The following is a 13,161-nucleotide window of genomic DNA, read 5'->3' as shown; positions in this document are numbered from 1 at the left end:
CGACGATGAGCGATTTGTTGTGGCAGAAGGCCGGCACGCGTACCGACGAGCGCATCATGCGCTTCCTCGCCGGCGACGACGTCGTGCTCGACCGCGAGTTCTTCCTGCAGGACATCGCGGCCAGCAAGGCGCACGTGGAGGGCCTGGCCGCGATCGGCGTGGTATCGGCCGAGGAGGGCGCGGCGCTGTTGCGCGAGCTCGACACGCTGGCCGCCGATTTCCACACCGGCGACTTCGTGCTCGACGCGCGCTACGAGGATGGCCACTCGGCGATCGAGGCGCGCCTGACCGAGCGGCTCGGCGACGCCGGCCGGCGTGTCCATACCGGCCGCAGCCGCAACGACCAGATCCTGGTCGCGACGCGGCTGTGGCTCAAGCAGCGCCTCGGCGAGCTCGCCGCGACCTGCCGCGAGGCGGCCGAGGTCTGCCTGCGCCGCGCCGCCGCCGAGGCGCTGCCGCTGCCGGGCTATACGCACATCCAGCGCGCGGTGGTGTCCTCGACCGCGATGTGGTTCGCCGGCTTCGCCGAAGCCTTCATCGACGACGCCGAGCGCGCGCGGCAGACGCTGGCCTGGATCGACGCCAATCCGCTCGGCACCGCTGCCGGCTACGGCGTCAACCTGCCGCTGGACCGCGAGCTGACCACACGCGTGCTCGGCTTCGCGCGGCTGCAGGTCTCGCCGGTCTATGCGCAGCTCTCTCGCGGCAAGTACGAGATCGCCGCGCTCGACGCGCTCGGCGCGGCGGTACTGGACCTGCGCCGTCTGGCCTGGGACCTGTCGCTGTTCACGAGCGCGGAGTTCGGCTTCGTCACGCTGCCGGGCGAGTACACGACCGGCAGCTCGATCATGCCGAACAAGCGCAATCCCGACGTCGTCGAGCTGATGCGCGCAAGCTATGCGGCGGTGGCCGCGGCGCGCACCGAGATCGAGCACCTGCTGTCGCTGCCATCGGGCTACCAGCGCGACCTGCAGTTCAGCAAGGGCTCGCTGTTCCACGGCTTCTCGCGCGGCCTCGGCGCGCTGAACCTGCTGCCGGATCTGCTGGCGCGGTTCGAGTGGAATGCAGCGGCGATGCGCGCCGCGATCGAGCCGGCGATGTACGCGACCGACGTCGCGATCGAGCAGGCCGCAGCCGGGGTGCCGTTCCGCGAGGCCTATCGCGCCGCCGCGGCGGCGGCCGGCGATTCGGCGCGCACGCCCGAGGCCAGCCTCGCCGCGCGCGTATCGCCGGGCGCGGCGGCCGATCTGCGGCTGGATCTGCTGCACGCACGGCTGGCCGCGCTCGGCTGAGGCCGTGACCGCAGCGCTTGCCAGCGCGGGCAGGGTGCCGGCCTTCGCGGCCGGCGATCGCGTGCTGGTGGTCGCCGTGCATCCGGACGACGAGACCTTGGCGAGCGCCGGTCTGATCCAGGCCGCGCTGGCGGCGGGCGCGGCCGTACGCGTCGTGTTCGTAACCGACGGCGACGACAATCCCTGGCCGCAGCGCTGGCTCGAACGGCGCTGGCGCATCGATGCGGCGGCGCGCCGGCGCTGGGGCGCGCGGCGCCGCGACGAGGCCCGAGCCGCGCTGGCGACGCTCGGCGTCGAAGCCGGCGCGGCGCAGTTCCTCGGTCTGCCCGATCAGGGCCTGACCGCCGCGCTGGTCGCCGGCGACGCGCTCGAACGCGCGTTGCAGGCGGCGATCGATGCCTTCGATCCGACCTGGATCGCCGGCCCGTCGCGCGCCGATCGCCATCCCGACCACAGCGCCGTGGCGGTGGCGCTGGACCGGATCGGGCGGCTCGGCGGCCTGGCCGCGGCGCGGCGCCTGGCGGCGGTCGTGCATGGGGCGATCGACACCGTCGATGTCGCGCTCGCGCTCGACGCAGCCGCGCTGCGCCGCAAGCGCGAGGCGCTGGCCGCGCACCGGACCCAGCTTGCGCTCAGCCGCGGACGGCTCGAACGCATGGCCGCGGCGGTCGAGCGCTATACGAGCGAAGCGAAGCCGTCCTCGTCCGGCCTGCTGACGCTGCCGTTTCCGCCGCATCGGCGCCGGCTGGCTCGGCATGCGCTGCTGATCGTCGCCGAAGGCGAGGGCGGTGCGGTCGAGCGACGGCGTCTGGACCTGTCGCCGCATCGGCGGCCGGATACGGAGTCAGCCCTGCCGTTCGGCTGGCGGCTGACCATCGAGCCGCGGACGCTGACGCTGCGGCCGGGCACCGACAGCGGGCCGCTGTACGCGAAGATCGACCGGCTCGGGCCGCGCTGGATCGTGTTCGACGCCGACGGCTGGCACCGCTGGCTGCCGCGCTGAGCGCCTCAGCGGCGCCGGACCAGGATCACCGTGACGTTGTCCGAGCCGCCGCCTTCGAGCGCGGCGAGGATCAGATGGTCGACGCATTCCTGCGCCGACAGATCGGTGCGCGCGAGGATCGCGGCAATCTGCGCGTCGTCGACCTCCTCGGTCAGGCCGTCGCTGCACAACAGCAACTGCATGCCGGCCTCGAGCCGGCCGCGCACCGATTCGACGCGTAGCGACTGCGGGTCGGTCACGCCGAGCGCCTGGGTGACGACATTGCGGTGCGGATGGCGGCGCGCCTGTTCGCTGGTGATCGCGCCCTGGTCGATCAGCTCCTGCACGTAGGAGTGGTCCTGCGAGACCTGGCGCAGGGTCTGGTTCCACAGGTAGACGCGGCTGTCGCCGACCCAGGCCACCTCGAAGTCGGTTTCGCCGCCGAGCCGCAGCACCGCCACGGTCGTGCCCATCGGCAGCGCTTCGGAGCGGCGCGTGGAATGGCGGATGATCTCCTCGTCGGCGATCTGGATCGCCCGCACCAGCGGCGTGCCCTGGCCGATCTGCTGCACCAGCGTATCGCGCGCGATCGAGCTGGCGACCTCGCCGTGCTCGTGTCCGCCCATGCCGTCGGCCACCAGCCACAGCCCGAGATCGGCATCGGCGTAGTAGGTGTCTTCGTTGTGTTCCCGGCGCAAGCCGACGTGGGTGCTGTGTCCGAACTCGATCATGCGCACGCCATGTCAAGATCCCGGGATGAACGGTCGTGAAAGTGTCGCGAAGAAGACCGTCGGGCCGTCCTTGCGAGGTCGCGGCCGGCCCCCGGCCGGCGCCCGAAAGATAGCATGAAAGCTTGCGGCGACTCGCGCACGAATCGTCACGTAAGGCTGGCGTTCACCGCTGCGGCGCAGCGATCTTCCGACCGGCGCGGCACCCGATCCGCCGGACCTTGCGCGAGCGGCCACGCACCTGCGATTCGTGCGCCGCAGCGAAGCGCGCGTGCACGGCGGCGATCGTCGCGCCCGGTCCGGGCGCCGTTCAATCGGCGGACGCGCGCGTCGTGTCGATCACGTCGAAATCGACACGCGGATCGACGTCGGCGTCGTAGTCGACGTCGTCGCGGCCGAAGCCGAACAGCTTCAGGAACGACTGCTTGTAGGCCGCGTAGTCGGTCAGCTCGAACAGGTTCTCGGTCGTCACCTGCGGCCACAGTTCGCGGCAGGCGCGCTGCACGTCCTCGCGCAGCTCCAGATCGTCCAGGCGCATGCGGCCGGCCTCGTCGAGCGGCGGCGGCTGCGTCGCGTAGAGATGTTCGCGGAACAGGCGCTCGGCCTGGTCGATCGGCTCCTCGTGCAGGCCGCGGTCCTTCATCAGGCGGAACACCAGCGCGATGTACAGCGGCATCACCGGGATCGCCGCGCTGGCCTGGGTGACGACCGACTTGAGCACCGCCACGTTGGCCTGGCCGCCGCCGGCGCCGAGCCGGGCGTCGATCGCATGCGCGGCACGGTCCAGATCCTCCTTGGCCTTGCCGAGTGCGCCGTGCCAGTAGATCGGCCAGGTGATCGCGGTGCCGATGTAGCTGAATGCAACCGACTTGGCGTCGGGTGCGAGCACGCCGGCGCGCGCGAGCGCGTCGATCCACAGCTCCCAGTCCTCGCCGCCCATCACGCGGATCGTGTCGGCCACTTCCTCGGGCGTGGCCGGCTCGACCTCGGTCTCGATGATCTGGTCGCGGTTGGTGTCGACCGCGGTGGTGCGGTAGCTCGCGCCGATCGGCTTGAGCGCCGAGCGCTTGATCTCGCCGGTATCGGGCAGGCGACGCACCGGCGAGGCCAGCGAATAGACCACCAGGTCGATCGGGCCGTCCATCTCGTTGCGGATGATCTCGATCGCCTGGTCGCGCACCTCGTTCGAGTACGCATCGCCGTTGATCGAGCGGCTGAACAGGCCCGCTTCCTTGGCGTAGCGGTCGAACGCGGCGGAGTTGTACCAGCCGGCCGTGCCGGGCTTCTTCTCGGCGCCGGGCTTCTCGAAGAACACGCCGAGCGTCGCGGCGCCGTAGCCGAATGCGGCGGTGATGCGTGCGGCCAGGCCGTAGCCGGTCGATGCACCGATCACCAGCACGCGCTTGGGACCGCCTTCGCGCGGGCCGTCGGCCTGCACCATGCGGATCTGCTCCAGCACGTTCCTGGCGCAGCCTTCCGGATGGGTCGTCGTGCAGATGAAGCCGCGAATTCGGGGGTGTATGACCACGGGAACCTCGGATGTCGATGGAAAGGCGCGGCCAGCGGCGGCGCGCGGAGGCGGGCATTGTAGCCACGCACCGCCGCCCGCGGCGCGCCGCGCAGGTCGATGCGGCGCGGTATGGCCCGGGCGCGGGCGCCGCGCCGGCACTGCCGGTGCGCCGGCGCGAAAACGCGAACGCCCCGCGCGGGGCGGGGCGTTCGCGAAGATGGTGCCCGAGGTCGGACTCGAACCGACAAGCCTTGCGGCGGAGGATTTTCTTCCCACTTCGGCTTTCGCCGCCGATGCCGTCGGCATCGTTCGTGGTCTGGAGCACGCCTTCACCTTAGCCTTGCAGCCTTAGGTGCCCGCCGTCTGCTCTCTACACCTTCCCCGGCGCCGTCGATGGCGGCGGGGCTTGGCTCGGCACCAGCGCGGACGCGTTCGCGTCCAGGGCCTCCGCCGAGTTTGACGGGCTTCACCTCAGGGGTTTCCCCCGGAGGGCTCAAATTGGTCTGAGTCCTCTGCGTCTACCAATTCCACCACTCGGGCATGAGCGGCGCGCGAGTATAAGGCAATCGCGATCAGTGCGTCCTGTCCAGCGCGAGCTGGCGCTGGTCGCGTTCGCACCAGCCGTCGCCGACCGGACGGAACACCGAGCAGGAGGTCATCGCGCCGCGGTAGATGTGCACGCTGACCGCGATCTTGTCGCGGCTCGGATTGCGGATCATGTGGTACTCGTGCGGCGGGATCAGGCTGCCGGCCGAACCGGGCCCCGCGTTCATCGTGCCGCGCGGCTCGAAGCGGTAGCGGCCGTCGCGCTGCTCGACCAGCTCGTACGGCGTGATCTCGATCGCGCCGTGCCAGACGCCCTCGACGCACCACATGCCCGAATGGTCGTGGATCGGCGTGCCCTGGCCGGGCCCCCAGGTCATCGCGATGACGCTGTAGCCGTGCTGGTCGCTGCGGTAGAGCTCGCGCCGCGCGTAATGGTCGGTGGCCGACTGGAACACGCAGTCGGGCAGGCGGATTTCCGGATCGTGCATGATCCGGCACAGGCTGTCGCGCAGTTGGCCGGTGATCTCGGCCGCGCAGTCGCACCGCACCGCGGCGTCGACCGCCTCGACGAACCTACGGGCGCCGGGAAACTCCAGGGCAAGCATCGAACGCTCCGTCATATGGATATGACGATAGTTTACATGCGGCCGAGGAAGGCGGCGATCGCCGCGCCGAAGCGCGCGATGTCGACCAGGAACGCGTCGTGTCCCTGCGGGCTGTCGAGCGCGACCAGATCCACCTCGGCACCGCCGGCCGCCAGGCCATCGGCGATCTCCTGCTGCTGCGTCAGCGGAAACAGGATGTCGGTCTCCACGCCGATCACCAGCGCGCGTTCGACCGCGATGCGCTCGAGGCCCGCCGCCACGCTGCCGCCGTACTCGGCGATGTCGAACCAGTCGCTGGCGCGCGACAGATACAGATAGCAGTTCGGATCGAAGCTGCGCACGAAGCGCCGCGCATGGCCGGCCAGGTACGACTCGATCTGGAACTCCACGCCGAACGGATCGTCCTCGCGCTGGTCGGACTCGAGCCGGATCCGCGCGAAGCGGCCGACCCATTCCATCGCCGAGCGGTACGTGATGACGCCGAGCTTGCGCGCGATGCTCATCCCGGTCTCGGGATAATGCGCCTCGTCGTAGTGGCCTTCGTTCCAGTTCGGATCGAGCCGGATCGCCTCGCGCTGCAGCGAACGGATCGCGATCGCGAACGGCTGCGCCTGCGGCGCGGTCGAGATGCTGACGTGGCTGCGCACGCTGCCCGGATGCTGGATCAGATACGCCAGCGCGGTCATGCCGCCCATCGAGTTGCCGAGCAGGCAGGCCAGCCGTTCGATGCCGAGGCCGCGCACCAGCTCGAACGCGGCGTTCGCGGCGTCCTCGAGCGTGAGCTCCGGAAAGCGCAGGCGGTACGGCTCGCCGCTGGCCGGATCGATCGAGGCCGGCCCGGTCGAGCCCTTGCAGCTGCCGAGCGTGTTGACGCAGATGACGTACCAGCGGTCGGTGTCGATGTGCTTGCCGGGCCCGAGCATGTCCTGCCACCAGCCCGGGCTCGGATCGGCCTCGTTCGAAGCGGCGTGTGCACTCGGCGACAGGCCGGTCAGGATCAGGATCGCGTTGTCGCGCGCCGGCGACAGCGTGCCCCAGGTCTCGTAGGCGACCCGCGCACCGCTCAGCGCACCGCCGCGCTTCATCGGAAACGGCGAGGACAGGTCGAAATAGCGGCGTGCGTCTGCGCTCATCGTCAATCCATCAAGGCCGCGACGTGCGCGGCCGACGACAGCCGCAGCGCCGACAGGCTGTAGCCGCCTTCGAGGCTCGACACCAGGCGGCCCTGCGCGTGGCGTTCGGCCAGATCGACCAGGCGTTCGGTGATCCAGCGGAAATCGGACTCGTCCAGGCGCAGATTGGCCAGCGGGTCGAGCCGGTGCGCGTCGAAACCGGCCGAGACCAGGATCAGCTCCGGCGCGAAGCGGTCGATCGCCGGCAGCAGCGTGTCCTCGTAGGCGGCGCGGAACGCGGCCGAATCGGCGCCCGGATCGAGCGGCACGTTGAACACGTTGCCGGCACCGGTCTCGCGCCGGGCGCCGGTATGCGGGTACAGCGGCCACTGGTGCGTGGAGGCGTACAGGACCTGCTCGTCGCTCCAGAAGATGTCCTGGGTGCCGTTGCCGTGGTGGACGTCGAAATCGACGATCGCCACGCGCTGCAGGCCGTGCGCGGCGATCGCATGCGCCGCACCGACCGCGACGTTGTTGAACAGGCAAAAGCCCATCGCGGTCTGCGTGGTCGCATGATGGCCGGGCGGGCGCACCGCGCAGAACGCGCGCCGCTGGCGGCCGTGCACGACGCCGTCGACCGCCGCGCAGACTGCACCGGCGGCGCGCAGGGCGGCCTCGGCCGAGCCCGGCGACAGCACCGTGTCCGGATCCAGGCGCCGGAATGGATCGTCCTGGTCGTCGAGAATCTCGGCGATCAGCGACTCACGGTGCACGCGCGCGAGCTGCTCGCGCGTCGCGCGCGGTGCCTCGATGCGGTCGAGCAGTGCGAAGCGGTCCGTGCCGAGTGCCTCGAGCACGGCGGCCAGGCGCAGCGGCGACTCCGGATGGCCCGAGCCCGGATCGTGATCGAGGCAGGCGCGGTGCGTGTAGAGCGCGACGGTCATGCGGGCGGCGGCGGGGAGCGCTCGGCGTCAGCGCTTGCGTCGTTCGTGCTGCCAGAGCACCTCGCCGTGTCCGGAGGCGCGCGCGAGTACGCGCGCGACCACGAACAGCAGGTCGGAGAGGCGGTTCAGATAGCGGATCGCCTCGCCGCGGACCGCTTCCGTGCGCGACAGCGCGATCGTCTCGCGCTCGGCGCGCCGGCACACCGTGCGCGCCAGATGGCAGCTGGCCGCCGCCATGCCGCCGCCGGGCAGGATGAAATCCTTGAGCGCCGGCAGCGGTTCGTTGAGCGTGTCGAGCTCGCGCTCGAGCCGCTCGACGTCGGCAGCATGGACCATCGCCATGCCGGGGATGCACAGCTCGCCGCCGAGATCGAACAGGTCATGCTGGACCTGGGTCAGCAGCTCGCGCACCGGCTCGGGCAGCTCGCAGGCGAGCACCAGGCCGATCGTGCTGTTGAGCTCGTCGACGGTGCCGTAGGCGCCGACCCGCGCCGAATCCTTGCCGGTGCGCGTGCCGTCGCCGAGGCCGGTGCTGCCGTCGTCTCCGGTGCGCGTGTAGATCTTCGAAAGGCGATTGCCCACGGTGCGCCGCGAATGCTCAGTGCGGCAGCGTGCGCTCGCCGTGGGCGGCCAGCGTGCGCAACAGCAGGGTGCCGAGCAGGTGCAGCGCAGCGGCGCCGGCCAGATACAGCGTCGTATTGGCCAGGTACGGCAGGTACCAGTCGCCGAGGTTCTTGACCCAGCCGCTCAAGCTCGGATCGGCGACGCTCGGACTCAGCCAGTAGAAGCTGCCGTTGGAGATCAGGTAGCAGGCGCTGACCGCGACCAGCACGCTCGCCGCGGCTGCGCCGACCGCGGCCGGCGACAGCTGCGCATGGCGGCGCGCGAGCCACAGGCCGCCGAGCCACAGCACCAGATACGCCGGCGCCAGGAACCAGTAGGCCGGCGAGACGCAGTAATGCGTCCAGAAATTGAGGCCCTGACCGGTGATCACGAAATAGTCGACCGCGACGGCCAGCGCCAGCAGCAGCGGAAACGCCCAGCGCGTCCAGCCGCGCAGATAGAAGCCGCCGAGGAAGAAAACCGCCCAGGACGCGTCCGGGATCGCGGTGAAATGGTGGAAGCGCGTCGCGGCCATCACCAGCGCGAGTAGCGCGAGGATGCCGATCCGCCGGGTCGTGAGATGGGTCATGGGACGTCCGCAGGTCGGTGGTGCTCGCGACATTCTAGCGTGCTGCGGCGTCCGTGGCGCGGCCGCGACGTTCTGGTGCGGATCGGCCCGATCGAATCCCGGACGTCCCAGGCTGCATTGGGCACGAGTGCGTGCGTCGCCGGCCGGCGTCGCGCCGATTCGAAGTGGCCGCACCGGACCGGAAGGAAGCGGGCCGGACCGGGACCGAGCGGACCGGCTAGAATCGCCGCGATGAACGATCGTTTCGACATCGTGATCGCCGGCGGCGGCCTGGTCGGCTCCAGCCTCGCCATCGCGCTCGAGGACAGCGGCTGGCGCGTCGCCCTGGTCGAGGCCGCAGCACCAAGGCTCGATCCCGAACCGCGGCCCGACGAACGCAACCTCGCGCTCGCGTGCGCCAGCGTCAACGCGCTCGAATCGCTCGGCGTGTGGACGCATGCCGCCGCGCGTGCGACCGCGATCGCACGCGTGCACGTCAGCCGCCGCGGCGATTTCGGTGCGGTGCGCCTCGACGCCGCCGAGCTCGGACTGCCCGGGTTCGGCGCGGTGCTGCCGGCGCGCGAGCTCGGCAATGCGCTGCTGCGACGCCTCGACGGCTGCGCCGGACTCGCGCGGTTCGCGCCGGCGCAGCTGGTCGCGGTCGAGGCGCGCGGCGACGATCTGGCAGTCGAACTGAAGAGCACGGATGGCGCATCGCGCCAGCTGACGACGCGGCTCCTGGTCGGTGCCGACGGCACCGCCTCGTTCGTGCGCCGCGATGCCTGCATCGGCGTGCGCGAGACCGACTACCGGCAGACCGCGATCGTGACGACACTGAGCGTCGAGCATCCGCTCGACGGCTGCGCCTACGAGCGTTTCACCGACACCGGGCCGGTCGCACTGCTGCCGATGGGCGGGCGCCGTGCCGGCCTGGTCGTCACGGTGCCGCAGGAGCGGGTCGAGGCCGTGCTCGCGCTGGCCGACGAGGCCTTCGTCGACTGGATCCATGCGCGCTTCGGCTATCGCGCCGGCCGCTTCTCGCGTCCGGGTCGGCGCCATGCGCACCCGTTGAAGCGCGTCATGGCCGATGCGCTGACCGCGCCGCGCCGCGTGCTGATCGGCAATGCCGCGCAGACCGTGCATCCGCTCGGCGCCCAGGGCTTCAACCTCGGCCTGCGCGATGCGCTGACGCTGGCCGAGGTGCTCGGCACCGCAGCCGCCGGCATCGATCCCGGTGCGCCCGACGTGCTGGCCGAGCACGTGCGGCGCCGCCGCGACGATCGCGAGGCGACCACCGCGTTCAGCGACGATCTGGTGCATCTGATGGGCAACGAGCGGCTGCCGGTTCGCCTGGCGCGCAGTGCGGCGTTCGCGCTGCTCGACCGCCTGCCGCCGCTGAAGCGCCGCATGGCGCTGCGCGGCATGGGCTTTCGCGGCGACGCGCCGCAGCGGACGCTGTCGCGATGAACCGCCGCGGCGAACACGACATCGTCGTCGTCGGCGGCGGGCCGGTCGGCGCGACGCTGGCGCTCGCGCTGGCCGGCGACGGATTCGACGTCGCCCTGGTCGAGGTGCGCGAGCCGCAGTTCGGCACGCGCGAGGACGCGCTCGATCCGCGCGTGGTCGCGCTGGCGCCCGACGCGGCGGCCCTGCTGCGCGAGCTGGGTGCCTGGCCGCTGCCGTTCCCGGAGCGCGTCGGCGCCTATCGGCACATGCGCGTATGGGATGCCTCGGCGCCCGGCGAACTGCACGTCGACGCCGCCGAGCGCGGCGAGGCGGCGCTCGGCTGGATCGTCGAGAACCGCCATCTGCAGCACGGCGTGTGGTCGGCGTTCGCCGACCGCGTCACGCGGATCTGCCCGGCCGAGGCGGCCGCGGTCGAATCGGGCGCCGCGCCGGCGGATGGCATCGATGCGGACGGGTCCGATCCGGTCGCGAACAGAGCCGTGCTCGAACTCGCCGACGGTCGCCGCCTGCGTGCGCGCGTGCTGGCGATCGCCGACGGCGCCGACTCGCCGCTGCGCACGCGGCTCGGCATCGGTTTCGTCGGCCGCGACTACGCACAGCGTGCCGTCGTCGCGCACGTCGCGACCGAGCGGCCGCACCAGGACACCGCCTGGCAGCGCTTCGTCCCGGGCGGTCCATTGGCATTCCTGCCGCTCGCCGACGGGCGCAGCTCGATCGTCTGGTCGCTGCCGTCGGCCGAGGCCGAGCGCGTGCTGGCGCTCGACGACGCCGCGTTCCGCGCCGAGCTCGGCGCGGCCTCCGATTTCCGGCTCGGGCCGATCGTCGCGAGCAGCCCGCGCGCGGCATTCCCGCTGCGTCTGCGTGAGGCGTCGCGCTACGTCGAGGGCCGCTGCGTGCTGGTCGGCGATGCGGCCCACGTCGTCCACCCGCTGGCCGGTCAGGGCGTCAATCTGGGGCTGCGCGACGTCGCCTGCCTGCGCCGCGTGCTGGCCGAGGCGCGCCGGCGCGGTACCGACATCGGCGCCGCGCATGTGCTGCGCCGCTACGCGCGCGAACGGCGCAGCGAGAACGCGCTGGCGGCGCATGCGTTCGATCTGATCGAACGCACGTTCGCGCCAGGATCGACGCCGCTGGCCGCGCTGCGCGGAGCGGCCCTGAGCGCGGCCGGCCGGATCGGTCCGCTGCGCCGGCTGCTGGTCGACGCCGCGGCGGGGCGGATCTGATGGAGCAGTCGATGAGCACGCTGTCGGCGGCGATCCTGCTGTTCCTGATCATGGATCCGATCGGCAACGTGCCGCTGTTCCTGAGCCTGCTCAAGCAGGTGCCGCCGGCACGCCGCCAGCGCGTGATGGCGCGCGAGCTGGTGATCGCGCTGATCGTGCTGTTCGCATTCCTGTTCGGCGGCCAGTACCTGCTCAAGGCGCTGCAGCTCAAGCAGGAATCGGTCGGCATCGCCGGCGGCATCGTGCTGTTCCTGATCGGCATCCGCATGATCTTCCCGCCGCCCAAGGGCGGCGTGTTCGGCGGAGAGGAGGGCGCCGAGCCCTTCATCGTGCCGATGGCGATTCCCGGCATCGCCGGTCCGTCGACGATGGCCGCGGTGATGCTGCTGGCCAACAGCAGCCCGGGACGCACCGCGGACTGGAGCATCGCGCTGTTCGCGGCCTGGCTGGTGACCGCGGCGATCCTGCTGTCGGCGACCTACCTGTTCCGCTGGCTCGGCAAGAGCGTGCTGGTCGCGCTGGAGCGGCTGATGGGCATGCTGCTGGTGGCGCTGTCGGTGCAGATGTTCCTGGATGGGGTGATGGCGTATCTGCGGGCGGCGGCTGGGCCGTAGCCGGGACGTTCATACCTTTCTTTATCGCGGCGCTGGAGTCTCGTGGGCGCGCATCCTGCGCGCTCGGCTTGGGTGACGAGGTTTGGGTGGTTGTTGCTTCGTCGGTGGGCGGCATCTCTGCCTTTTTCCGCTCGCCTCCAGGCGAGCGGGTCACTTCTCCTTGCGTGCCACTGCGCCGCAGGAGCGGCGCGAACGGCGAAGCCAGCTTGATGTTTGGGCGGTTGCTGCTTCGTAGGTGGTCGGCTTCCCTGCCTGTTTTCCGCTCGCTCCCGCGAGCGGGTCACTTTTCTTTGCGTGGCCACAGCGCCGCAGGAGCGGCGCGAACGGCGAAGCCGGCTTGATAGTTGATGGTTGTTGCTTCGTAGGTGGTCGGCATCCCTGCCGCTTTTCCGCTCGCCTCCAGGCGAGCGGGTCACTTTTCTTTGCGTGGCCAAAGAAAAGTAACCAAAAGAAAGGCCACCCCGGTACCGCGGTCTCCGGGCATCCTGCCCTGCGACTGCGCGAAGGTGCTCCGGGGGTCTGCTGACAGCGCCTCCTGCGCTGACAGCAGACTGGGCCACGTCCTGTGGCCCACCCTTCGGGCTTTTCCCTACGCACCTTCGCCGCGGCACAGGGGCCCCGTGGGCGCGCGTCCTGCGCTCAAGCAAGAGCGAGAGCGAGAAGCGCGGGGCTGTGCCAGCGAGCGCGATGAAAGCGAAATCGAATTGAAAGCGGCGGCGAAAGAGCAAAGGCGCGGGCGCATCGAACACCGCTTTTGCTGTTGCTTGATCTTCTGCGCGCAGGAAGCGCGCTCTCGGGTCCCGTCAGACGTGGTGGGTCGGGGCCGAAAAGCCCGCAGGGGCGCGGGCAGGGAGGCCCGCGCGTTCGTCGTCAGCACAGGAGGTGCTGTCGACGAACCTCGGTCCCGGCCCACGGACCCGCAGGGCAGGAGGCCCGGAGGGCACGTCTGTGGGGTGCCCTTCTCTTT

At 71.0% G+C, this 13,161-nt stretch carries 12 protein-coding genes; 5 read left to right on the top strand and 7 right to left on the bottom strand.

The window, feature by feature from the left end; all coding sequences use genetic code 11:
- Positions 1-5 precede the first annotated feature (5 nt).
- Together argH and VMR06_RS01440 are read left to right on the top strand one after the other, a co-directional pair.
- Entirely contained in the window at positions 6-1,292 is a 1,287-nt protein-coding gene (argH, locus tag VMR06_RS01445; RefSeq protein ID WP_325372237.1) for an argininosuccinate lyase, read from the top strand.
- Positions 1,293-1,296: 4 nt separating this feature from the next.
- Entirely contained in the window at positions 1,297-2,295 is a 999-nt protein-coding gene (locus VMR06_RS01440; RefSeq protein WP_325372235.1) for a PIG-L deacetylase family protein, read from the top strand.
- 5 nt (positions 2,296-2,300) lie between these two features.
- On the opposite strand, the gene VMR06_RS01435 is transcribed toward VMR06_RS01440, so the two are convergent.
- The 7 genes from VMR06_RS01435 to VMR06_RS01405 all read right to left on the bottom strand — a co-directional run bounded on the left by VMR06_RS01435 (position 2,301) and on the right by VMR06_RS01405 (position 8,911).
- A complete protein-coding gene (locus tag VMR06_RS01435; protein WP_325372233.1) occupies positions 2,301-3,005 on the bottom strand; it encodes a PP2C family protein-serine/threonine phosphatase in 705 nt (234 codons plus the stop codon).
- A gap of 307 nt (positions 3,006-3,312) precedes the next feature.
- Positions 3,313-4,530: an enoyl-ACP reductase FabV gene (gene fabV / locus VMR06_RS01430; protein ID WP_325372231.1), complete on the bottom strand. Its 1,218-nt coding sequence runs from the start codon at positions 4,528-4,530 to the stop codon at positions 3,313-3,315.
- A gap of 554 nt (positions 4,531-5,084) precedes the next feature.
- The gene (locus tag VMR06_RS01425) at positions 5,085-5,663 is read right to left on the bottom strand and encodes a cysteine dioxygenase family protein (protein WP_325372229.1); all 579 of its coding nucleotides are present in this window, start codon (positions 5,661-5,663) and stop codon (positions 5,085-5,087) included.
- Positions 5,664-5,695: 32 nt separating this feature from the next.
- On the bottom strand, positions 5,696-6,796 hold the full coding sequence (gene metX, locus VMR06_RS01420; protein WP_325372227.1) for a homoserine O-acetyltransferase MetX: 1,101 nt from the start codon (positions 6,794-6,796) through the stop codon (positions 5,696-5,698).
- Positions 6,797-6,798: 2 nt separating this feature from the next.
- Positions 6,799-7,719 (bottom strand): histone deacetylase family protein, encoded by a 921-nt coding sequence (locus VMR06_RS01415; RefSeq protein ID WP_325372225.1) that lies wholly within the window; start codon positions 7,717-7,719, stop codon positions 6,799-6,801.
- Between the two features lie 27 nt (positions 7,720-7,746).
- Positions 7,747-8,301, bottom strand: a complete 555-nt coding sequence (locus VMR06_RS01410) for a cob(I)yrinic acid a,c-diamide adenosyltransferase (protein WP_325372223.1) — start codon at positions 8,299-8,301, stop codon at positions 7,747-7,749.
- Between the two features lie 16 nt (positions 8,302-8,317).
- A complete protein-coding gene (locus tag VMR06_RS01405; RefSeq protein ID WP_325372221.1) occupies positions 8,318-8,911 on the bottom strand; it encodes a hypothetical protein in 594 nt (197 codons plus the stop codon).
- A gap of 231 nt (positions 8,912-9,142) precedes the next feature.
- On the opposite strand from VMR06_RS01405, the gene ubiH reads away from it, so the two are divergent.
- The 3 genes from ubiH to VMR06_RS01390 are packed head-to-tail and all read left to right on the top strand — an operon-like array spanning position 9,143 to position 12,194.
- Entirely contained in the window at positions 9,143-10,357 is a 1,215-nt protein-coding gene (gene ubiH / locus VMR06_RS01400) for a 2-octaprenyl-6-methoxyphenyl hydroxylase (protein ID WP_325372219.1), read from the top strand.
- Entirely contained in the window at positions 10,354-11,580 is a 1,227-nt protein-coding gene (locus VMR06_RS01395; RefSeq protein WP_325372217.1) for a UbiH/UbiF/VisC/COQ6 family ubiquinone biosynthesis hydroxylase, read from the top strand. The genes ubiH and VMR06_RS01395 overlap by 4 nt, the downstream gene beginning before the upstream one ends.
- A gap of 11 nt (positions 11,581-11,591) precedes the next feature.
- A complete protein-coding gene (locus VMR06_RS01390; protein WP_325372215.1) occupies positions 11,592-12,194 on the top strand; it encodes a YhgN family NAAT transporter in 603 nt (200 codons plus the stop codon).
- Positions 12,195-13,161 lie beyond the last annotated feature (967 nt).

The sequence above is a fragment of the Dokdonella sp. genome, from assembly GCF_035511235.1.
In the GTDB taxonomy this organism is placed as follows: Bacteria; Pseudomonadota; Gammaproteobacteria; order Xanthomonadales; family Rhodanobacteraceae; genus Dokdonella.
This window is presented reverse-complemented; position numbering and strand designations above follow the sequence as displayed.

What these genes read in the sequence shown, in the direction of transcription:
- argH (WP_325372237.1), top strand. Translation starts at nt 6, where the DNA reads ATGAGCGATTTGTTGTGGCAGAAGGCCGGCACGCGTACCGACGAGCGC.
- VMR06_RS01435 (WP_325372233.1), bottom strand. Translation starts at nt 3,005, where the DNA reads ATGATCGAGTTCGGACACAGCACCCACGTCGGCTTGCGCCGGGAACAC.
- VMR06_RS01425 (WP_325372229.1), bottom strand. Translation starts at nt 5,663, where the DNA reads ATGCTTGCCCTGGAGTTTCCCGGCGCCCGTAGGTTCGTCGAGGCGGTC.
- metX (WP_325372227.1), bottom strand. Translation starts at nt 6,796, where the DNA reads ATGAGCGCAGACGCACGCCGCTATTTCGACCTGTCCTCGCCGTTTCCG.
- VMR06_RS01415 (WP_325372225.1), bottom strand. Translation starts at nt 7,719, where the DNA reads ATGACCGTCGCGCTCTACACGCACCGCGCCTGCCTCGATCACGATCCG.
- VMR06_RS01405 (WP_325372221.1), bottom strand. Translation starts at nt 8,911, where the DNA reads ATGACCCATCTCACGACCCGGCGGATCGGCATCCTCGCGCTACTCGCG.
- ubiH (WP_325372219.1), top strand. Translation starts at nt 9,143, where the DNA reads ATGAACGATCGTTTCGACATCGTGATCGCCGGCGGCGGCCTGGTCGGC.
- VMR06_RS01395 (WP_325372217.1), top strand. Translation starts at nt 10,354, where the DNA reads ATGAACCGCCGCGGCGAACACGACATCGTCGTCGTCGGCGGCGGGCCG.
- VMR06_RS01390 (WP_325372215.1), top strand. Translation starts at nt 11,592, where the DNA reads ATGAGCACGCTGTCGGCGGCGATCCTGCTGTTCCTGATCATGGATCCG.